Annotated in this window: 17 protein-coding genes; 4 read left to right on the forward strand and 13 right to left on the reverse strand. The window is 52.5% G+C overall.

Going from position 1 to position 19,621, the window contains the following annotated elements; translation table 11 throughout:
• Window positions 1-6 precede the first annotated feature (6 nt).
• The 6 genes from AACH41_RS11285 to AACH41_RS11310 form a co-directional block, all read right to left on the reverse strand.
• On the reverse strand, window positions 7-2,358 hold the full coding sequence (locus AACH41_RS11285; protein WP_338655156.1) for a TonB-dependent receptor: 2,352 nt from the start codon (window positions 2,356-2,358) through the stop codon (window positions 7-9).
• Between the two features lie 30 nt (window positions 2,359-2,388).
• Window positions 2,389-4,650, reverse strand: coding sequence for a TonB-dependent receptor (locus AACH41_RS11290; RefSeq protein ID WP_338655158.1), 2,262 nt, complete (start codon window positions 4,648-4,650; stop codon window positions 2,389-2,391).
• Window positions 4,651-4,695: 45 nt separating this feature from the next.
• Window positions 4,696-5,415 carry a PEP-CTERM sorting domain-containing protein gene (locus tag AACH41_RS11295; protein ID WP_338655160.1) on the reverse strand — a complete coding sequence of 240 codons (720 nt, stop codon included), beginning with the start codon at window positions 5,413-5,415 and terminating at the stop codon, window positions 4,696-4,698.
• A 63-nt stretch (window positions 5,416-5,478) separates the two neighbouring features.
• The gene (locus AACH41_RS11300) at window positions 5,479-6,228 is read right to left on the reverse strand and encodes an FxDxF family PEP-CTERM protein (protein WP_338655162.1); all 750 of its coding nucleotides are present in this window, start codon (window positions 6,226-6,228) and stop codon (window positions 5,479-5,481) included.
• 77 nt (window positions 6,229-6,305) lie between these two features.
• Window positions 6,306-6,554, reverse strand: a complete 249-nt coding sequence (locus AACH41_RS11305) for a helix-turn-helix transcriptional regulator (protein WP_194748582.1) — start codon at window positions 6,552-6,554, stop codon at window positions 6,306-6,308.
• 64 nt (window positions 6,555-6,618) lie between these two features.
• Window positions 6,619-7,053, reverse strand: a complete 435-nt coding sequence (locus tag AACH41_RS11310) for a DUF2946 domain-containing protein (protein WP_313987366.1) — start codon at window positions 7,051-7,053, stop codon at window positions 6,619-6,621.
• 64 nt (window positions 7,054-7,117) lie between these two features.
• On the opposite strand from AACH41_RS11310, the gene AACH41_RS11315 reads away from it, so the two are divergent.
• Both AACH41_RS11315 and AACH41_RS11320 read left to right on the forward strand, forming a co-directional pair.
• Complete coding sequence (locus AACH41_RS11315; RefSeq protein WP_338655167.1) at window positions 7,118-8,014, forward strand: DUF808 domain-containing protein; 897 nt, start codon at window positions 7,118-7,120, stop codon at window positions 8,012-8,014.
• A 131-nt stretch (window positions 8,015-8,145) separates the two neighbouring features.
• Complete coding sequence (locus AACH41_RS11320) at window positions 8,146-10,359, forward strand: bifunctional diguanylate cyclase/phosphodiesterase (protein ID WP_313987373.1); 2,214 nt, start codon at window positions 8,146-8,148, stop codon at window positions 10,357-10,359.
• Window positions 10,360-10,383: 24 nt separating this feature from the next.
• Here AACH41_RS11320 and AACH41_RS11325 read toward each other — a convergent pair whose 3' ends face one another.
• The 5 genes from AACH41_RS11325 to murJ all read right to left on the reverse strand — a co-directional run bounded on the left by AACH41_RS11325 (window position 10,384) and on the right by murJ (window position 16,660).
• Complete coding sequence (locus AACH41_RS11325) at window positions 10,384-10,743, reverse strand: DUF1905 domain-containing protein (protein ID WP_338655170.1); 360 nt, start codon at window positions 10,741-10,743, stop codon at window positions 10,384-10,386.
• 45 nt (window positions 10,744-10,788) lie between these two features.
• Window positions 10,789-11,268 (reverse strand): signal peptidase II, encoded by a 480-nt coding sequence (gene lspA, locus AACH41_RS11330; protein WP_338655172.1) that lies wholly within the window; start codon window positions 11,266-11,268, stop codon window positions 10,789-10,791.
• On the reverse strand, window positions 11,261-14,119 hold the full coding sequence (gene ileS / locus AACH41_RS11335; RefSeq protein ID WP_338655174.1) for an isoleucine--tRNA ligase: 2,859 nt from the start codon (window positions 14,117-14,119) through the stop codon (window positions 11,261-11,263). The genes lspA and ileS overlap by 8 nt, the downstream gene beginning before the upstream one ends.
• A gap of 94 nt (window positions 14,120-14,213) precedes the next feature.
• A complete protein-coding gene (locus tag AACH41_RS11340; RefSeq protein WP_338655176.1) occupies window positions 14,214-15,116 on the reverse strand; it encodes a bifunctional riboflavin kinase/FAD synthetase in 903 nt (300 codons plus the stop codon).
• Entirely contained in the window at window positions 15,116-16,660 is a 1,545-nt protein-coding gene (gene murJ, locus AACH41_RS11345; protein WP_338655178.1) for a murein biosynthesis integral membrane protein MurJ, read from the reverse strand. Before murJ ends, AACH41_RS11340 begins: the two co-directional genes overlap by 1 nt.
• Before the next feature lie 209 nt (window positions 16,661-16,869).
• On the opposite strand from murJ, the gene rpsT reads away from it, so the two are divergent.
• Entirely contained in the window at window positions 16,870-17,241 is a 372-nt protein-coding gene (gene rpsT / locus AACH41_RS11350) for a 30S ribosomal protein S20 (protein ID WP_338655180.1), read from the forward strand.
• 151 nt (window positions 17,242-17,392) lie between these two features.
• Window positions 17,393-17,857, forward strand: a complete 465-nt coding sequence (locus AACH41_RS11355) for a PH domain-containing protein (protein WP_338655182.1) — start codon at window positions 17,393-17,395, stop codon at window positions 17,855-17,857.
• 65 nt (window positions 17,858-17,922) lie between these two features.
• On the opposite strand, the gene AACH41_RS11360 is transcribed toward AACH41_RS11355, so the two are convergent.
• Together AACH41_RS11360 and purE are read right to left on the reverse strand one after the other, a co-directional pair.
• Window positions 17,923-19,071 carry a 5-(carboxyamino)imidazole ribonucleotide synthase gene (locus AACH41_RS11360; protein ID WP_338655184.1) on the reverse strand — a complete coding sequence of 383 codons (1,149 nt, stop codon included), beginning with the start codon at window positions 19,069-19,071 and terminating at the stop codon, window positions 17,923-17,925.
• Window positions 19,068-19,562, reverse strand: coding sequence for a 5-(carboxyamino)imidazole ribonucleotide mutase (gene purE / locus AACH41_RS11365; protein ID WP_338655186.1), 495 nt, complete (start codon window positions 19,560-19,562; stop codon window positions 19,068-19,070). The genes AACH41_RS11360 and purE overlap by 4 nt, the downstream gene beginning before the upstream one ends.
• Window positions 19,563-19,621: the final 59 nt, after the last annotated feature.

The following is a 19,621-nucleotide window of genomic DNA, read 5'->3' on the forward strand; positions in this document are numbered from 1 at the left end:
CGCGGGTCAATAATCAAACTTGACTTGTACATACCCCGTGCGTTGCGGGTAGGGGTGGCGGACATAGGCCTGATCGTTGTTCAGATTATCGATCCCCACACTGGCGGTCCAGCGCTTGCTCATGTGATAGTTGGCCTTCACATCCACGAAAAAGAACTTGCTCGCAGCGATGTAGGTGTCATCATTGACATCGCTGTTATCCAGCAAGTTGTATTGACGGCCGCTATACCGGGCACTCACACTGTAGGTAATCTGACTGCCCTGATGATAGGTCGTCACCAGCTTGAACATTTCGCGTGGAATCCGCGGGGCCTTATTGCCCTCAATACTTCGGTCCACCCGGTTACGGAGTATTTCTGCATCGGTAAACGTGGCACTGCCCAAAATATCCAGGCCATGAATCCAGACATCCTGCCATTCTGTGGACAACTCTATCCCCCGGGTCCTGACGTGGTCCAGATTCTGGATAAAGGAACAGCCACCCGCCCCGGCTGTACACACCCCTGTGCCATAGGGAATCGCGCGGCCATTGGCAATGGTCTGTGAGATCAAGGCATCATATTTTTCTTCGTTAAACACGCTGGCGCGAATCAGGCCGTTAGCAAACCGCCTTTCGGCGGTGATTTCAGCTGATAGCACCTCCTCCGGTTTGAGATTCGGGTTGTTCTGGACAATCTGGCTGCTCTGCGTAACCTGTTGATAGAGCTCACTCACCGTCGGAAAACGGAATGCCTGTCCAAATGAAGCACGGAATCCCCATTCTGGCATGGGTTCAAAACTCAATGAAACCTTGGGCGAAAACCGATTAGCCTCTGCCGTCGCATAATTGGCCGTAGACAACACGCCGCCAGTCACGGCCTGGTTACGGCCATCCATAGCCTGCCAGCGCTCTGCACGTCCGCCCAACGTGAGCGACCATTGCGGGTGCAATTGCCATTTATCCTGAATAAACAATGCTTGCGTACGCGTGCTGCCACGTGAGCTGCTATTCAAGGTGCCTTTGTTTCCCACTTGCCAGTCTGCCGTATCAAAGGTGGTGCTGCCAAGATCGTACTCATCAATATGGTAGCCCACATCCACAACATGCCGCCCCCAGCCAGCCTCTGCCGGCCTGAAGGTTGCACGCGCATCAAAGGTGGTCCAGCCCGTGCCTGACATGTCTGTCACGCGCCCGGCACGATTGATGTAGGGATTCCCCGCAGCAAGTGTCGTTGTCGAGGTAGCAATATTTGACTGGCTATTTTTGTCCTGCTGGTAGTCATAGTCTGAAAAAGTCAGTTGCCAGTCAAAAAAGCCTTTGCTGTCCGACTTGAGGTCAATGGCCTGCATGACATGCGTCGCGTCGGCTTTTGACGGATTAAATCCGCTCAAATCATAGCGCAGGCCATTGAGCTGTACGCGGTTGTTATACACCGTGTTTCCATTAGCGTCCTTGAGATACGACGCCACATCCGTATGACTGTTCAAATGCCATAACCCCAGGGTATAGGTGGCTTTCACGGTATCCGTTACATCGTATGCGGCCTTGAACCGCAGATTCGTTTGCTCCGGCCGCTCCATGCTCACTGCCCCAAACACATTACGCGGCAAATTTCTATCGTTTTTGTCGACAGAGGCACCGGTAACGGCGACCCCGCCCGATGTGCGGCTCCCAGCACTCAAATCGCGGACGACAAAATCCATGGGCTGGCCTTCATTATTCAGATAATCAGCGCTGAGCAGCAGGCTCAGGTCATTCCATTTGTCACCAAGGGAAGCAGAAAGGTGCTGGCCTTCAAGATTGAGTTTTGAATGGTATAAATCAAAATTTTGGCGGAAATACTGCACATTGGTATGCGCCTCCAGCTTGGTCGGCATCCTGGTTTTTACACTGACCACACCGCCAAACGAGTTACCGGCGAACATGGCAGAAAAAGGTCCATACATCATGCTAATCTGCTCAATCTCATCCGGACTAATCATGCCCCAGCGTGGCGGGAAGGCAAACGAGTTTCCCAGCAAATTGGAGAGTAATACGCCATCTGCGTACAGCATGGTTTGCGCACTTGAAAGTGTCCCCACGGTTCGCCCGGCAATAATGCCGTTTCTATCGCCAATATAGCGCTCCCGGATTTGCAAACTGGGCAAAAACTTCATCGCCTGCGCGGCCGTGGTGGCATTCACACTCTCCTGAATCTGTTTTTTGTTAAAGCTTTCTACGGTGGCCGGATAATCGACAATCCGGCTATCCACCGTACCCGATACCTCGACATCATCCAGCTCAACCTGATTATGATCGGCATACACTGGCATGGATGCCAACCCCAACACTAGGTTGGCACCCCAGTATAGGCTGCCTGGTAAACGAAACTGCTTCATGACTTCTTCCCTGTGCATTTAAGTAGATGGTTAATAAAATAGATTAAAAGCCACATTGACCGACCGCCCCATGCCGGGCAAGTTGATGCCCCATGGAATTGTGCCGAGGCTCATGGGGTCTCCTTGACCAAGATAGGCCCCGCCTAGTGGCGAGTAATAAAGCTTATTCAGGGCATTTTCCACGGCGAAATCCACCCTGAAATGTTTACGACTGTAACTGGTACGCAGATTGAGCAAGCCATACCCATCGGTCTGCGTTTCATTGCGGACCGCTGACACATGCGTCTTTCCACTCACAAGCTGTAGCTCTGCGGTCGACAACCAGCCGCCGACGGCATGCTCTAGCGAGAATCGTCCATTGAGGGGCATGATGTGATACAGATCATTGCCGCTGGTGGTGTTTTCACCTCGGGTATAACTGATCAGGGATTTTGCCCTGAACTCCCCCCAAGACTTCTGCTCAGGATTCAGGACACGATAGGCGGAGAAATCAAGACCATGCAGCCTGGCGCTTTGATTGGCATACTGCAAAATAACGTAGGCATCATTGTTGGTCCGATTGGCTGGCGAACACCTGCCGCTGTTGCAGCGTTTAGCATCGACATAATCACTGATGTAGGTCAGGTAGGCATTTATTTTGGCTGCCCACACAGACTGTGCTTCATCATGCCAATCCATTGCGAGATTCAGGGTGTGCGCGACTTCAGGTTGCAAATTGACGTCGCCAACATAACCATTGCCGTCGCCGACAAAATTGTTCATGAGCGCAGCCATCGAGAAGGTCGCCCAGGGATAGCGCTCATACAGGTTAGGCGATCTGGACTTTCGGGCCAAGCCAAGTTCGTAAGTGGCCTGCTGGGTTGGCATATAACGGGCTAGTGCGGTCCAGTCCCAATTATGGTCCCGACGATCATGACTCAGCGCATTGAAGCTTCTAACATCATTTCGGTAGGAAGCTGTATTACTGTAGCCCTGTACATCTGACGCATCCGTACTCACAATATCCGAGCGCAAGCCCAGAGAGGTCTGCCATGCAGTTCCCCAGTGTGAGTCCATTTCAGCAAACAGGCCAATACGATCGCGGCGCCCGTTACGGATATTTTGAAAATCATTACAGCACATAGAGCCGACTGCCGACCCAACCGGTGGCCACCAGTCATCCAGACGATAGGAAACGAACTCACTCCCGAGTTTGAAAATATGGTCCGTCAAAAACGGGATGCTTAACTTTAACCCACCACCAACGGTTGTCGCTTTGGATAACATGGGCATCAGTTGATCTGCACGTTCTGCACCAATATCCATCGCATGTTTGACCCGTTGACGGTATAGCCTGGCCTGAATATCCCCCCAGTCGAACTCACCGTTGTAGCGAAAGTTGATGTTGGTGTTTTGATTATCCGTCATGTCCATGCGTTGATTCGGAAAGCCCTCAAAACCAACGGTCTGCTGGCTGATACCCAGTTGCAGCAAATGCGAGTCCTGTTTGAAGGCGAGATCAAGCGCTCGGTTAATGGCGCCGGAAATGGCACTGGAGGCAACTACATCGAGATCAGTCGCCTTGATCCAGTCCGCAGAGGGCCAGCGGCTGAGATCCTTGAAGTCTTTAGCTGCACGATAATTGGAGGCGTCCAATCTGGACTCTGAATACTGGAGATTGAACTGCCTGCTTGCAAAGCCAGCAGCGGCATTCCAGCCATGGGCATAGCCATTACTTCTGTAAAAACTCCCTAAATTGCCGGTGACCAGGGGTTGCTCACCCGTGGCAAACACTGGAGAGGCGGCACTGACTTGAATGGTCCCGCCCAAGCTATCGCCGCCTTCACTCACTGGCACGACCCCGCTGAACACTTTAATCTTGCCCACTCGACTAGGGTGAATATATGAGAGTATGGAATTCATGTGATTGGGGCATGCGGAGGATAAATCCATGCCATCCACCTGTGTGCGCAAACGTTCATCGGCTAAGCCATGAATCGCAGGTAATCCAGAAATCGTACCTGCCGAATACACACTCAATCCAGGCACATCTTCCAGCATTCTGGTTGTGTCCATTTCCATAGCATGGGATCGGAGGCTTTCAGCCTCCAGCTCTGTCGCCGACAAGGGAATTGCACGCGGTTTCTTTTCTACCACTTCAATCTCAGGCAAACCGAGTGTCTGATCTGATTTCGGCAGAGATGGCTCTGCGTCCGCGGCCACTGCCAGCGGTGAGACGGCATAAAGCGCGATGAATACCAGCGGCCAGTACTGTCGGAATCGCAACGATAGTCTTTGTTCGAATATGTACATATATGTCTTTAAGCGTGGCGAGCACGCCTGCTCGCCACATGTTGCTTACATCGAACGACGCTGTTGACGTTGAGCCCAAGCCAATAGGCCAAGTCCTAATAACATCATTGCAGAGCGATCAGCCTCAGGCACAGGTAGCGTCACAGACAGCAAGCTAACGCTTTGCGAAACGGGATAACCACTCATGGTTCCAACACGCCCATAGCCAGCGACAGAAGTCCCCGTCATACAGGTTGGTCCCATCATGCCGCCCGCCGTACAATCCGCATAGGCCAGCTTGTTGATCTGCGCAGAAGTCAGCGCGGCCAATGGATCAGTCGTGTTCACAAACACTCTGGCGTAGGCATTGTTGCTACCATTGTTTCTGGTCATTCCCACGCCAGGGGTCCATCCATCGCCGCTTGTAAACGTGCTGGTGGTTGAGTTAAGAAAAGTGGTAACGAGAAACCCGCCCAGCGCAGCGTCATAAGTCGCATCCAGCTGATGAGTCAAATGCACCCAACTCATGTCATCAGTGCCATTGATGCCAGTGGCAGGGTTGTAGTCTATAGAGCCGGTCATGGATTCACTGAGCCAGCCCTGCAAACCAGAAACCGTCTTGCTGACAGTATCAAAAGTGAATGTCCCCACAAACCAGGTATTGGCCGGATCAGTATCTGGCTCAATAAACTTGGTGGTCACGTTATAGGTTGCAAGCGCAGCAAATGCTGGGCTGGTTACCAAGGTCATGGCCGCGATTGCCAATGTTTTTTTCAATACGTTCATTATCTTCTCCTATCATGTTGGTGAGGGCGTTAAGCACACTCTCCAACGATTCATGTCATGGGGTTATTTGCTACGACGGCGCACCTGCCAGCCGACCAAGGCCAGACCTGTCAGCAACAGGCCCATGTTTTCCGGCTCTGGGACTGCGCTGACATTCAGTGAGGCGGTGTAGCCAAAACTAGTCGCCAGCTGGTTTGCGGCGTTGTTACCGCCAATCATGATGGTGTAATCCCCTGCCCCCAGCAGAAACTTGCCGGTGACCACATCGGTCGCTGTGGTCGCAGAGCCCTTGTAGATAAAGCTGCTCAGTTCGCTGTCGATGCCAATCGCATCGCCGTCACCGCCCATTTTCCAGTTGCCCAATGCATTCCAGCTGCCATCGGTGTCGGTATAAGACTTGTTGGAGCCCAGGTTGGCTTGCGCCCAGCTGTAGCGCCAGACGATAGAAGCGTTGGCACTATCGTAATCGGCACTGGTTTGCGTGCCTGGAAAAACGCCACCGGTTCTGACTGCCGCCAGTCCACCGTAAATAGAGAAAGCAGGTAACAGATCGGCAGAGGTTGCATCGACGCTGAAATCCACCCAGGCATTGTTTTGCAGGGTGAAACGGAAAGCACGACCAATATGGCTGTCGCCCAGATTGCCGTCAGCGGCGCCGGCCCAGCCATAGTTGGTATTGACGGTGGTGGTAATGCTATTGCTGGCATTCACCAGGCCAGAGAATGTGCCAAAGTCACGCCCGGTATAACTTAAATGCGCCCAGGCAGGTTGAGTGAGTCCCAGCAAGGCCAGGGCCAAGAAGGTTTTTTTCATATACTTTTCCTCAGAAATATTTTTTGTAAACGGCATGCCCCCTACTGGTCAGCTACCAGCAGGGTGAGCATCACACATCAGGCGGCGAAGACTTGCCTGGCATCCCGATCGGGTTGCCAGCGGATAAGCGCGCTGATGTCACAAGCGAAATAAGAGCAAAGTTTGCCCAGATGCTCGGTGCATGCGTTGTAAGAAGGATTTTTGACCATGCGATGCAAGGTCATGCGGCTGATGCCGGTAGACTCAGCGATTTCTTTGAGGGTGATGTGGCGTTTCCACTCCACCTGTTTGGCAAATATCATTGCCTGAAGGTTGATGACGATCATGTCATGACTCCATATGTGCCTGCATCACAGGCATACCCATAAACCGTCTAGACGACAGACGGTGCTAGATTGAGCGTGGAGTCAGTGGGGGTGCGCGCGTGGGGTGCGCGGTGGAGTAAACACTTGCGACAACCGGGGCCTGATAGCTGCTTAAAGCAATCTCGGCCTGGGCTTGTTGAAACAGAATGTAAGCCGGATTGGGCTGGGGCAATACCACATCATCCATCGCCATATGGCAGAACGGACAATGATTGAGATGATGTCCCAGTGAAACCGGTTTTTGTGAAGGCTGATAGTCAATCAGGGTGGCGCGCAATTTTCCTTGCGTGGTGATCACCTGAATGACCAGTTTACTGCCCTGCGAGGAACACACCTCCTGAATAAAGCTTTTGCCTGTTTGCATGGGAAACGCGAGGCTCAACGTCGGCACGAGCGCAGCCAGCATGATAGCCATCAAGGCCATGCGTGCCATCCAACGTTGAAATTTGCGCGTCACCATGCCGCCATTTTAACGGCAATCCTTTAAAATAAACAATAGCCTCTTCATTGACACAGGACAAACCATGGCCACTCCCAGCCTGCTGGCACTACTAGATGACATTACCACCATGCTGGATGACGTTTCCGTCATGAGCCAGCTCGCGGCCAAAAAAACAGCGGGGGTGCTGGGCGATGACCTTGCGCTCAATGCCCAGCAAGTCACAGGGATTGCCGCCAAGAGAGAGCTGCCAGTGGTGTGGGCGGTGGCGCGAGGATCGCTGCTGAACAAACTGATTCTGGTGCCTACAGCGCTGTTGATCAGTGCGTTTTTACCTTGGCTGATCACCCCCTTGCTGATGCTGGGAGGGGCCTTTCTGTGCTTTGAAGGCTTTGAGAAAGTCTGGCACAAACTGCGCCATGACAAGCACTCGGACACCAGTGAACAAGCGATCCACGCCGCCATGCAGCAACCTGAGACAGACCTGGTCGCCCTGGAGCAGGAAAAAATCAAAGGCGCTGTTCGGACGGACTTCATTCTGTCCGCCGAAATTATTGTGATTGCCCTGGGCGTTGTCGCCGATGCAGCGATCACGCAGCGTATTCTGGTGCTCTCCCTCATTGCAGTCGTCATGACACTGGGGGTGTATGGCCTGGTCGCTTTGATCGTCAAAATGGATGATATCGGCTTATGGCTGATGCAACGAAGCGGTCATCATCTTCTGGCCTCTGCCGCACGCAAAACAGGTTGGGGCATGGTGCAAACGGTCCCCTACCTGATGCGCTTGCTCAGCATCGTCGGCACCGCGGCCATGTTTCTGGTCGGCGGTGGCATTCTCGCCCATGGCATCCCCCCCTTGCATGCGCTGATTGAGCAATCTCCACAGTGGACGCTGTTGTGGAACGCCTTGATCGGCATATTGGCGGGCGCTATCTGCTTCGTCTTAATCCATATCGCGATGATATTTAGAAAGAAACACTAGTTTTTTTCTAAGCCCTTGTTAGAATTACCTAAAAAGGGGGCTTCATGATACTTTCGCGCAAAGTAATAGTGGTTGCTTTATCGGTTTCCGTTGCTTGCTTGCTCGGTTCTTTGCAAGCAACACCCGCTAAAATGTTATGGCTGGATAATGTGCACTGGTTTGTCACCAATGCGGCCTGCCTGATTCTGGCGCTACTGGGTTATTACCGCAGCCATCTCTCACACCGCCCCTGTAAACGCTGGTTTGTGTTTGGTACCTTGGCCTATTTTACCGGCGGCGTGCTCTGGATATTTGAAGTCCTCACCAAACAAACCAATTTCCCCGCCCAGTCCGATATTTTTTACCCTCTCATGGGCGTATGCCTCATCATCGGCTTTATCACCGCCTTACGCAGCCAGCTTTCTGCAGCCAAAACCTGGGCATTCTCGATTGACACCATTTCATTCAGCATTGCTGTTCTCAGCTACATCCTAATTTTATATTTGCCACAATCGTCCGAAGTCAGCCCGCTACAGCTGGCCGTGCTCAGTGCCTACCCTGCCAGTTTACTCAGTGCTGCGCTGGTTTCCCTGCTATTGATCCCATACCTGCGACCGGCATGGATGATGCCCTGGCTTATGCTCAGCGCGGGGTTGACCTTGCTGGGCGCATGCTGGATGCAATGGAATCTGAACGCACTCAACCACGTGCCTCAAACTAGCCTCTGGACCAATTACGGTTTTTCAGCGGCAGACCTGTTGATCGGCAGCGGGCTGTATGGCTGGCAAGTCCGCATTGCCAAGCGCGTGTCTTATCACAGGCAATGCAGACGCGTTCGCGGCTTGATTCCAGCCATTACCTTTATTTTTAGCATGTGTACACTGGCGCTCATCTGGTGGCAAAGCGGCCCGCACCCCTATGCCTATTACATTGCCATCGGCTCAGTCATGATGATTCTGGTGTTCTCGGCCCTGCGGCAAAGTATCTTGCTGCGTGAGAGTGAAAAACTGCTACTCGCCGAAAATCTGCTGGCCGAAAAAGAACGCCAGTTCCAGCAGTTGTCGCGCAACGACCCGCTCACGCGGCTTCCCAACCGGCTGGCCATACACACACTGCTAGAACACGCCATCATCACGGCAGCCGATGCCAGCGACACCGTCGCCCTGCTCATGATTGATTTAAAGCATTTTCAAAGCATTAACGACAGCTTCGGCCACCATACCGGCGACTTGTACTTACTGGAGATCGCCCAGCGCCTGCAATATATCACGCATGAATCCGGCGAGTTAGGCCGTGTGCATGGCGACAAATTTGCCCTGATTACCTCGCGGAAAACCGATGCCGAACTGGTTCATCTGGCAAACAATTTATGCAGAATTGTGCATAAGCCCGTGCTGATTGAAGGACATGAATTGATTCTGGATGCCTATATCGGCATCAGCCTGTTTCCGCGTGATGCAGAAGATGCAGAGCAGCTGGCACGCAATGCCAACACCGCACTTGCGCATGCCAAGCACGGCACCCAACATCCGTATTTATTCTATTGCAAAGAACATACCAGGCTGGCTCAAAACCGCTTCAAGCTCGACGTGCAACTGCGCAAAGCCATCAAAAAACAAGAATTCTTTTTGCAGTTTCAACCGATTTTCAGCCTGGGCAAACAACAACCGGTCATCTGCAATATTGAGGCGCTCATCCGCTGGAAAACCAACAAGGGAGAGGTGGTCTCCCCGGCTGAATTTATCCCCTACGCCGAACAGTCTGGCCTGATTTTACCCATGGGCGAATGGATTATTGCAGAAGCATTCAAGCATTGGGCCAAGCTGGTTAAAGACAGTGGTCATGAGGTGGGCCTTTCAATTAACATCTCCCCGCGGCAATTCCGTGACCATAGCTTGCCACTGCGCATTGCCGGGCAACTACAACGCTATCACCTGCCGGCCCGCTTGCTGACCCTGGAAATCACCGAAAGCGCCGTCTTTGAACATGAAGAACAGGCGCTGGAAACCTTAAAACAATTCAAGGCCATTGGCGTGCGCCTGTCGCTCGATGATTTTGGTGTAGGCAACTCATCGCTGTTTAAACTCAAACACCTGCCCCTGGATGAACTCAAAATTGACCGTGCCTTTATGATTGATGTACCGGAAAGCAGCGCCGACAGCGAAATTGTCAGCACCATTATCAAAACAGCCGGCATTCTGGGCTTGTCCGTTGTGGTAGAAGGCATTGAAACCGAAGCGCAGCTTGAGTTTCTACGCAAGATCGGCTGCGATTGCATCCAGGGCTTTCTGCTGGGCCGCCCGATGGATATCCAAGGCATTCCGCCCCTGTTAGTCGCGGCCAAGACACAAACGCTGAGCGCTTAATCTTTGACGCTGTCAGCCTACGGCTTAAAACTGCAGTTTGAGCTGTATAGTCACGGCATCACCTTCCCGCACACTCGCCTGCTTGCGAATTTCTGCCTTTAAAAACAAGGCATAGCGCTTGTGATCAAATGCCGGAAAAATCGAGGTTTGCCACGTCAAGGCTGGGGCTGGAATAGATGGGGCGCGGTTGGAAGTGATACTCGCAGTGACCTTGACCGCCCCCCAGCCGCGGCGTTTGGTTTGATGGTATTGGCTAAGGGTATGAATTTCGTCAGAGATATCTGGCGGCAAGCTGACGTAATGCCAGGTGCTTTTGCTGCCTTGCCAAAGCCTGATCACATCATTAAACGTATACTCCAGTCCATCCATCGCTGCCTCACTCATCGCAAGTCACCAGAACCCGCGTTCACCTGACTGCAGAACACGGTTTCAGGAGGCCGTGGGTTGTTTAAAACTATCCAGCATCAACATACCCACACCGACGCAAATGGCACTGTCTGCCACATTAAACGCAGGCCAGGCCCATTGCTGATAATAAAACAGCAAAAAGTCCACCACATAGCCGAGCGTGAGGCGGTCATAGAGATTGCCCAAGGCGCCGCCCAACACCAGCGCCAGCCCCAAACAGAATAACTTTTTCTGCGGATGTTTGACCAGCAAATACACCATCACGGCAGAAGCCAGCGTCGAGACCGCGGTGAAAAAGCCATGCTGCCAGCCGCCGGCATTGGCCAAAAAGCTAAAGGCCGCGCCGGTGTTGTGGTAACGCACCAGATCAAAAAAACCGGTGACGGGCAAATGCTCGCCATAGACAAACATGCGCTGGATCAGGTGCTTGGTGTAGAGATCAAGCGCGATGACAATGGCGCTTAACACCAGCCATGGCAGAGCCGAGCGAACATTAAGCATAGTTGCGCACTTCACCTTTGCCAAACAGGTTGCTTACACAACGGCCGCACAGGGTCGGGTGTGCGAGATCAATGCCGACATCCGCACGGTAATGCCAGCAGCGGTCGCACTTCTGATGTGCGCTCGGCTTCACCAGGATTTTCTGCGCTGATGCATCAGCGACTTTGTAGGTGGTCGCACTGGAGGTGATCATGACAAAGCGCAAGTCATCCTGCAGGCTGCTCAGGGCTTCAAATGCCTCGCTGGTAACATGAAACTCCAGCTCGGCTTGCAATGAAGACCCCACCTTGCCTTCGCCACGCAACACTTCAATCTCTTTGGCAGCTTGCGCGCGCAAGGCAATAACAGTTTGCCAGTGCTGTAATTGCGTGTCACTCAAGCCATGGGCAGGCAATGCATACCAGTCTTCTTCAAACACGGTCGCCACAGCATCCAGTCCCAAGGTCTGCCAGATTTCATCAGCAGTAAAGCTCAAGATTGGAGCCATCAAACGCATCATGGCATGCGTGATGTGATGCAGGGCGCTCTGAGCCGCACGTCGCGCATGCGAGGTTTCACCGCTGGTGTACAAACGGTCTTTGAGGATATCGAGGTAGAAACCGCCCAAGTCTTCAGAACAGAAACTCACAAATTTCTGTACGGCCAGATGGAATTCGTATTTGTCGTAATCGGCCAGAATACCCGTTTGCAATTGATGGGTCAGATGCAGCGCGTAACGGTCAATTTCCAGCCACTGATCAACCGGCAACAAGTCTTTGCTGGCATCAAAGTCAGCCAGGTTAGAGAGCAAGAAGCGCAAGGTATTGCGGATACGGCGATAGCCATCGGCCACGCGCTTGAGGATCTCGTCACTGATGGTCAGCTCACCTGAGTAGTCGGTTGAGGCAACCCACAAGCGCAGGATATCAGCACCATAGGTGTCCATCACCTTTTGCGGTGCAACCACGTTGCCTTTGGACTTACTCATTTTGTGACCTGCTCCATCCACCACAAAACCATGTGTCAGCAAGGCTTTGTAAGGCGCATTGCCATCAATGGCGCACCCAGTCAGCAAGCTGGACTGAAACCAGCCACGGTGTTGGTCAGAGCCTTCCAGATACAAGTCAGCCACAGGCTGGTGTTCAGCCTCACGCTGGTTAGCTGCCGCAGATAGGCTAGCATGATGCGCTGAACGCACCACTGCATAATGCGTGGCGCCAGAGTCAAACCACACGTCCAGCGTATCGGTCACTTTTTTGTATTGCTCGGCATTTTCAGGCGCATGCTGCGCGAGGAAAGTCGCGCCATCGAGGCTGAACCAGGCTTCTATGCCCTGCTGCTCCACCTGTTTGCACACGGTTTCCAGCAACTGCATGGTCTGTGGATGTGGTTCACCAGTTTCTTTATGCACAAAGAACGGCATAGGCACACCCCAGTTACGCTGGCGAGAGACGCACCAGTCTGGGCGGTTTTTAATCATGGCCTCCAGGCGTGCACGGCCCCAGCTCGGGAAGAACTGGGTCGCGTCTACCGCTGTGTTGGCATGTTCACGCAAAGCTTTGCCATCTTTGCCAACAGAGTTCATGCCAATAAACCACTGATGCGTTGCCAATTGCATCAATGGCGTTTTATGGCGCCAGCAATGCGGGAAGCTGTGGTTTAAACGCGCAGAGGCAAACAGCACGCCGTTTTCCTGCAGTTTAGCCAGAATCACTTTATTCGCATCCTGGCGGCTCAGGCCACGGATCTCAGCCAGCTCAACCAGTTCACTGCTAAAAAATTTGCCATCGCCACCAATCAAGACGCGTGGCTTCTCGTTAGGGAAATTAGCGCGCATGACCAGCCAGTCATCGTTACCGTGCGCAGCGGCCGTATGCACTAGACCTGTACCTGCATCAGTCGTCACGTGGTCACCGGTGATCACCGGCACCTGGCGGTTGTCGAATGGATGCTGTAGCAACAACCCACGCAAAGCTTCACCTTTGCAACTGGCTAACACAGAACTATTTTCCTCTGCATACCTAGCCAAGGTCTTTTCAGCCAATTCACGAACCAGGATCAACAATCCTTTGCTGGTGTGGATTAAATCGTACTCGAGTTCAGCATTGACACTCACCGCCTGGTTGGCAGGTAAGGTCCATGGCGTCGTGGTCCAGATCACGGCATAAACATCACCATTCACTGTTGTACCAAATGCTTTGCTTAACGCAGCGTTGTCCACCACTTTGAAACCCACATCAATCGCAGGTGAGTTAACGTCCTCATACTCCACCTCGGCTTCAGCCAGCGCAGAACCGCAGTCCACGCACCAGTGCACGGGCTTGGAACCCTGGTACAAATAGCCATTCTGGTAGATTTCGCCCAAGGCACGCATGATATCGGCCTCGGTATTAAACGCCATGGTCAGGTATGGGTGATCCCAATCGCCCAGCACCCCCAGGCGAATAAAGTCTTTTTTCTGCTTCTCGACCTGCTCGGCGGCATAGGCGCGGCACAGCTCGCGGAACTTGGCCGGGTCTATATTTTTGCCATGGTTTTTCTCGACCACCAACTCAATGGGTAGGCCGTGGCAATCCCAGCCTGGCACATAAGGCGCGTCAAAACCACTCATGGTTTTGGCCTTGATGATGATGTCTTTCAGGATTTTATTGACGGCGTGACCAATGTGAATATCGCCGTTGGCATAGGGAGGGCCATCATGCAGGATGAACGCTTGCGCACCTTTGCGCTTGGCGCGGATACGCTCGTAGACCTTGCGCTCCTGCCAGCTTTTTAACCAGGCGGGTTCGCGCTTGGACAAATCACCACGCATGGGAAAGCTGGTTTCAGGTAAATTCAGTTTATATTTTGAATCTTTGTTTTGGTCAGTCATTTAAAATTCTCAAATCGTTTTAACCACAGATAAACACAAAGGCACACAGATATTCTGCGTAGGCTCCCAGCAATTGCTTGGTTTTTATCTGCGTTTATCTGTGTGTATCTGTGGCAAAATAGCTTTTTGCTGCTGCAGTATCCAGCGCAATTTGCGCTTTCAGCGCATCCAGTCCGGCAAACTTTTGCTCGTCGCGCAGTTTGTGAAAAAACTGCACATGCACATGTTGACCGTAAAGATCACCATTAAAATCAAACACATGCACTTCGAGTTTAAGCTTGGGGATGCCTTCCAGCGTCGGGCGATTGCCCAAATTGGCCACAGCCGGTAAATTGTTCAATTTTACCGCATAAACCCCTGTCAGTGCAGGCCGTTCGTGGCGCATATGGACATTGGCAGTGGGGAACCCCAGTTGCCGGCCCAGCTTGGCGCCATGGACGACCTTGCCACTGATGCTGTAAGGCCGTCCCAGCAAGGCCTGCGCTTTGAGCAACTCGCCAGCCGCCAGCGCATCGCGCACCAAGGTGCTCGACACACGCTCACCTTGCAGCTGCACTTCTGGTAAGGGAATCACATTAAATCCGTGCTCAATCAGGGTTTGCACACTGCCCGCCCGCCTGGATCCGAAACAGAAGTCCTCGCCCACCATCACCACATTGGCATTGAGTTGCTCACGCAACACTTGCATAAAAGCGGTTGGACTCTGCCCTGCAAACGCCTGGTTAAAGCGCTGCACATAGACATCCTGCACACCACATTCGGCAAAATACTCCAGCTTTTCACGCATGGAGGCCAAACGTGCGGGGGCGTTTTGTGGTGTAAAAAATTCACGTGGATGCGGCTCAAAGGTCATGACCGCTGGCGTAATCTTGTAGGTTTGCGTGTAGGCAATCAGCTGCCTCAGCAAGGCCTGATGCCCTAAATGCATGCCATCAAAATTACCGATGGCAATCGCCTGCGGCGTTTGAGCCGCTGGAAAATGACGAAATATTTGCATTATTTGGCCACCCGCTTCATAAAATGTTGAGGCCTAAAGCCTAGCAAACCTAAGGCTGAAAAATAAACCGCCATACCCAAAACTACCACACCTGCCAGATGCAGCATGCGCGTCAAGGCTGGCATGGCTAACCAATCCCCCACCCAACGATCTGTGGCGTGCAATGCCAAGGCCATCAGGGTGACCGCAACGAGCAGCTTGAACAGAAAGCGGCCCCATCCTGGCTGCGGCTCGAACGCACCACTTTTTCGCAACATAACCCACAGCATGGTCGCATTCAGGCAAGCGCCCAAGCCCACGGCCAGCGCCAGCCCGGCATGCTGCAATGAGGTAAACAGCAAAAAGCCCACATTGAGAATTTGGGTCATCACCAAGGTAAAAATCGCAATTTTGACCGGCGTTTTGACATTTTGGCGTGCATAAAAGCCAGGGGCCAGCACCTTGACCATAATCAGGCCCAGCAGGCTCAGGCTATACGCAATCAGGGCGCGCTCGGTTTGCGCCACATCGACCGGTGTGAATTTGCCGTAATAAAATAGACTCGCCACCAATGGTTTGGACAGCACGGCCATCGCCACAGCCGCCGGAATGGCCAGCATAAAGGTGAGGCGCAGGCCCCAGTCCAGCAATTGCGAAAACTCGGCGCTGGATTTATCCACATGCGCCTTGGATAAGCTGGGCAACAAAATCGTGCCCAATGCCACGCCCAGCACCCCGGTCGGGAACTCCATGAGACGGTCAGCGTAATACAGCCAGGACACACTGCCTGTGGGCATGAATGAGGCAAAAATGTTATTCAACACAATCGAAATTTGCGCGACAGAAACGCCAAAAATCGCGGGCCCCATGAGCTTAAGGATGCGGCGCACGCCTTCATCTTGCAAATTCAGTTCGTAGCGCGGCAACATGCCTATCTGTTGTAAGTAAGGCAGTTGATACAGCAACTGAATAATCCCGCCGACAAACACGGCCCAAGCCAGTACATACACCGAGTTGTGAAAATGCGGGGCAATAAAAATCGCAGCGGTGATAAAACTCAAATTGAGCCAGACGGGCGTAAATGCGGGCACCTGAAACTTGCTGAAGGCATTCAACACGCCCCCCGCCATCGAAACCAGCGAGATAAACAGGATATAAGGAAAGGTAATGCGCAACAGCTCCGTGGTGAGTGCGAATTTGGCCGGGTCGCTCACAAAGCCAGGCGAGGTCAGCCGCACGATCAGCGGTGCTGCCAGCATGCCCACAATGGTGATCCCGACCAGAAACAGGCCCAGCAAACTGGCAACATGGTTGATCAAGGCCCGGGTCGCTTCTGGCGTGCGTTGCTTGCGATATTCGGAAAGGATAGGCACGAAGGCCTGGCTAAACGCCCCTTCGCCCGAGATCCGGCGTAATAGATTAGGAATCTTGAAAGCGACAAAAAAAGCATCGGTGGCCATCCCCGCGCCAAAAATACGGGCAATCAAGGTGTCACGCACAAATCCCAGCAGGCGCGAAATAAAGGTCATGCCACCCACGGTGGCCAATGCTTTCAGCAAATTCATAAATGGTGGAAAATATAGGCCCTGGTTTATTTTTTTGATCGTGAGCCGCTCCCAACGAACGGCTGACTGATTAAAAATTTGGCCGATTTTACCATGCAGGCATCCGCAGTCGAGGAAAATGCGTTTTTATCTTGCAAAAACAAAGCGAAAACAGTATGATGCACGGTTTCGTATCACACCCCTTTTGAAAGTTACAGGATAAAACGAATATGGCAAATACCGCACAAGCTCGCAAACGCGCGCGCCAATCCGTCAAAGTTAACGCGCACAACGCTGCGTTACGTTCAACTTTGCGTACTGCGATCAAAAAAGTAATCAAAGCGATTCAATCTGGTGACAAAGCTGCTGCTGTGGCTTCTTACCAAGAAAATGTCAGCGTGATCGACCGTATCGCTGACAAAAAAATCATTCACAAAAACAAAGCTGCTCGTCACAAGAGCCGTTTGACTGCAGCAATCAAAGCATTGTCCGGTGACTCACCTGCAACTTTGGTTTCTGTGAAAAAAGCAGCAGCCCCTAAAGCCGAAGCTGCACCAGCTAAAAAAGCTGCCAAGCCTCGCGCGAAAAAAGCCGCTGAATAATTTCAGTAGGGGTGCATACTAAAAAAGCCGGACTGATGTCCGGCTTTTTTATTGCCTTGATCTATTGATTACGATGATCTAGCGCATTATCGAAACCGCTGTTGCTGTTATGATCACAGCTGAAAATGCAATCTTTGCCCAGGAGAGCCCTTTGAGTTTTATTGACAAAAACTTGCTTGAGAATGAAGTGGTGATTTACCGCGCGCAGATGCACTGGATTATCTTCCTGAATACCTTCATCTACTTATTGTTGAGCGTATTGGCATGCGCATTTAATCTGCGCTTGGCACAATCCAACCAGCTATTATGGGCGATCAGCCTGCTCGGCTTCTTACTGGCCTTGATCAGTGGCATCAACAGCTATATCCGCTACAAGACCTCTGAATTTGCCATTACCAACAAACGCGTACTGATCAAGATTGGCTTCATCAGACGCCACTCGCTGGAAGTATTGCTCCATAAGGTGGAAGGCATAGGCGTCAATCAAAGCATCCTCGGCAGAGTATTCGGCTTTGGGACGATTACCGTCACAGGCACAGGCGGCACCAAAGAAACGTTTGACCAAATTGCTGCACCGCTTGAATTTAGAAAGCAGGTACAGGCAAACCTCTCCTAAGCTGCCTGCTTCAGAGACAAAAAAGCCCGGATAACCGGGCTTTTTTTGATGGCGCTGGCAAACAGTTATTCACCAATATGTAACTCGCTACGCGCCACTTTAGCGGCATTCAGCACGGCCTGCGCATCATCGCCAATCACCGTGAAATGTCCCATTTTGCGGCCTTTGCGCGGCTCATGCTTGCCATACAAATGCATTTTGAGGTTGCCGTGGGCAAAGGCTTTATCCCAAGCTGGCTCTACCTGTTTACCACTGTACAGCCAGCTATCGCCCAGGATATTCACCATCACCGCATCGCTATGCAAGCGCGGACTGCCCAAGGCTTGGCCGGTGATCACGCGCACTTGCTGTTCAAACTGATTGGTGACACAGGCATCAAGGGTGTAATGACCAGAATTGTGAGGGCGTGGCGCAATCTCATTCACCAGCAACTGGTTGCCGACCACAAAGAACTCCACCCCCAGCACGCCGACATAGTTGAGTTTGGTCGCCAGTTTTTTGGCCAGCTCTTGCGCATTGGCTTTGATCACTTCAGAACAGCGCGCCGGGGCGATACTCACATCCAGAATACCATTCAAATGGCTGTTTTCTGCCGTGGGGAAAGCTGCAATGTGGCCGTGCGCATCGCGCGCCAGCACAACAGACACTTCCAGGTCCAAAGGCAGCATTTTCTCCAGCACGCAGACTTCTTGCTTAAAGCCCTGAAAGGCAGCGACCGCTTGCTCACGGTTGGCAACACGCGCCTGACCTTTACCATCGTAACCGAAGCGCGCCACTTTGAGCACGGCAGGATACATCTCGCCACCCGCAGGCAAGTCGCTCTCCGCCATCACCGGCACAAACGGACCCACCGGCAAGCCAGCTTCTTTAAAGAACGTTTTTTCTTTCACACGATGCTGGGCAATCGCCACCGCATCCGCGCTCGGATGCACGACGGTAGACTTAGCCAAGGTAGCCAGCGTCTCGGCCGGTACATTCTCAAATTCGGTAGAGATGGCCTGACAGGTTTCCGCCATGGTTTTCAGCGCGGCCGCATCGTCATAGGCTGCACATAAATGCACATCGGCAATCATGCCTGCCGGACTGTTCTGGTCAGGGTCCAGCACAGTGACTTTATAGCCCATCTCGTGCGCTGCGATCACAAAAAAGCGACCCAGCTGGCCGCCGCCTAACATGCCCAACATGGCAGGAGGTTGAATCACGGATGATGTCATGGTTTTTCGCTCAACTCCATTGCATGCACTTTTTCAGCTTGTTTTTTGCGGAAGGTAGTTAATTTTTCTGCTAACGCCGGATCTTGATTGGCCAGCATCGCCACCGCAAACAAACCGGCATTGGCCGCACCGGCATCGCCAATGGCAAATGTCGCCACCGGGATGCCCTTGGGCATTTGCACGATGGACAATAGGGAGTCTTGCCCTTGCAGATGCTTGGAAGGTACAGGCACACCCAACACTGGCAAGGTGGTTTTTGCTGCAACCATGCCAGGCAAATGTGCGGCGCCCCCAGCCCCGGCAATAATCACCTGAAAGCCATTGCCTGCGGCAGACTCGGCAAACTCAAACATCAGGTCTGGCGTACGATGGGCAGAGACCACACGCGCCTCATAAGCGACACCAAAGTCTGCCAGCATTTGTGCAGCATTTTTCATCACTGGCCAGTCACTGTCCGACCCCATAATAATGGCTACCAAAGGTTTACTCATCCCGTTACCTTTTAATCAATGTGTTCACTTGTCATGCGTATCTGGCTTCTACAGCCAGC

This window comes from Methylophilus sp. DW102 (assembly GCF_037076555.1).
GTDB lineage: Bacteria > Pseudomonadota > Gammaproteobacteria > Burkholderiales > Methylophilaceae > Methylophilus > Methylophilus glucosoxydans.

Excerpts from the sequence above, each read along its gene's own strand:
- AACH41_RS11315 (WP_338655167.1), top strand. The coding sequence starts at position 7,118 with ATGGCCACTCCCAGCCTGCTGGCACTACTAGATGACATTACCACCATG.
- AACH41_RS11285 (WP_338655156.1), bottom strand. The coding sequence starts at position 2,358 with ATGAAGCAGTTTCGTTTACCAGGCAGCCTATACTGGGGTGCCAACCTA.
- AACH41_RS11305 (WP_194748582.1), bottom strand. The coding sequence starts at position 6,554 with ATGATCGTCATCAACCTTCAGGCAATGATATTTGCCAAACAGGTGGAG.
- purE (WP_338655186.1), bottom strand. The coding sequence starts at position 19,562 with ATGAGTAAACCTTTGGTAGCCATTATTATGGGGTCGGACAGTGACTGG.
- murJ (WP_338655178.1), bottom strand. The coding sequence starts at position 16,660 with ATGAATTTGCTGAAAGCATTGGCCACCGTGGGTGGCATGACCTTTATT.
- AACH41_RS11290 (WP_338655158.1), bottom strand. The coding sequence starts at position 4,650 with ATGTACATATTCGAACAAAGACTATCGTTGCGATTCCGACAGTACTGG.
- AACH41_RS11360 (WP_338655184.1), bottom strand. The coding sequence starts at position 19,071 with ATGACATCATCCGTGATTCAACCTCCTGCCATGTTGGGCATGTTAGGC.
- AACH41_RS11320 (WP_313987373.1), top strand. The coding sequence starts at position 8,146 with ATGTTATGGCTGGATAATGTGCACTGGTTTGTCACCAATGCGGCCTGC.
- ileS (WP_338655174.1), bottom strand. The coding sequence starts at position 14,119 with ATGACTGACCAAAACAAAGATTCAAAATATAAACTGAATTTACCTGAA.
- AACH41_RS11295 (WP_338655160.1), bottom strand. The coding sequence starts at position 5,415 with ATGAACGTATTGAAAAAAACATTGGCAATCGCGGCCATGACCTTGGTA.
- rpsT (WP_338655180.1), top strand. The coding sequence starts at position 16,870 with ATGGCAAATACCGCACAAGCTCGCAAACGCGCGCGCCAATCCGTCAAA.
- AACH41_RS11300 (WP_338655162.1), bottom strand. The coding sequence starts at position 6,228 with ATGAAAAAAACCTTCTTGGCCCTGGCCTTGCTGGGACTCACTCAACCT.
- AACH41_RS11310 (WP_313987366.1), bottom strand. The coding sequence starts at position 7,053 with ATGGTGACGCGCAAATTTCAACGTTGGATGGCACGCATGGCCTTGATG.
- lspA (WP_338655172.1), bottom strand. The coding sequence starts at position 11,268 with ATGCTTAATGTTCGCTCGGCTCTGCCATGGCTGGTGTTAAGCGCCATT.
- AACH41_RS11340 (WP_338655176.1), bottom strand. The coding sequence starts at position 15,116 with ATGCAAATATTTCGTCATTTTCCAGCGGCTCAAACGCCGCAGGCGATT.
- AACH41_RS11325 (WP_338655170.1), bottom strand. The coding sequence starts at position 10,743 with ATGAGTGAGGCAGCGATGGATGGACTGGAGTATACGTTTAATGATGTG.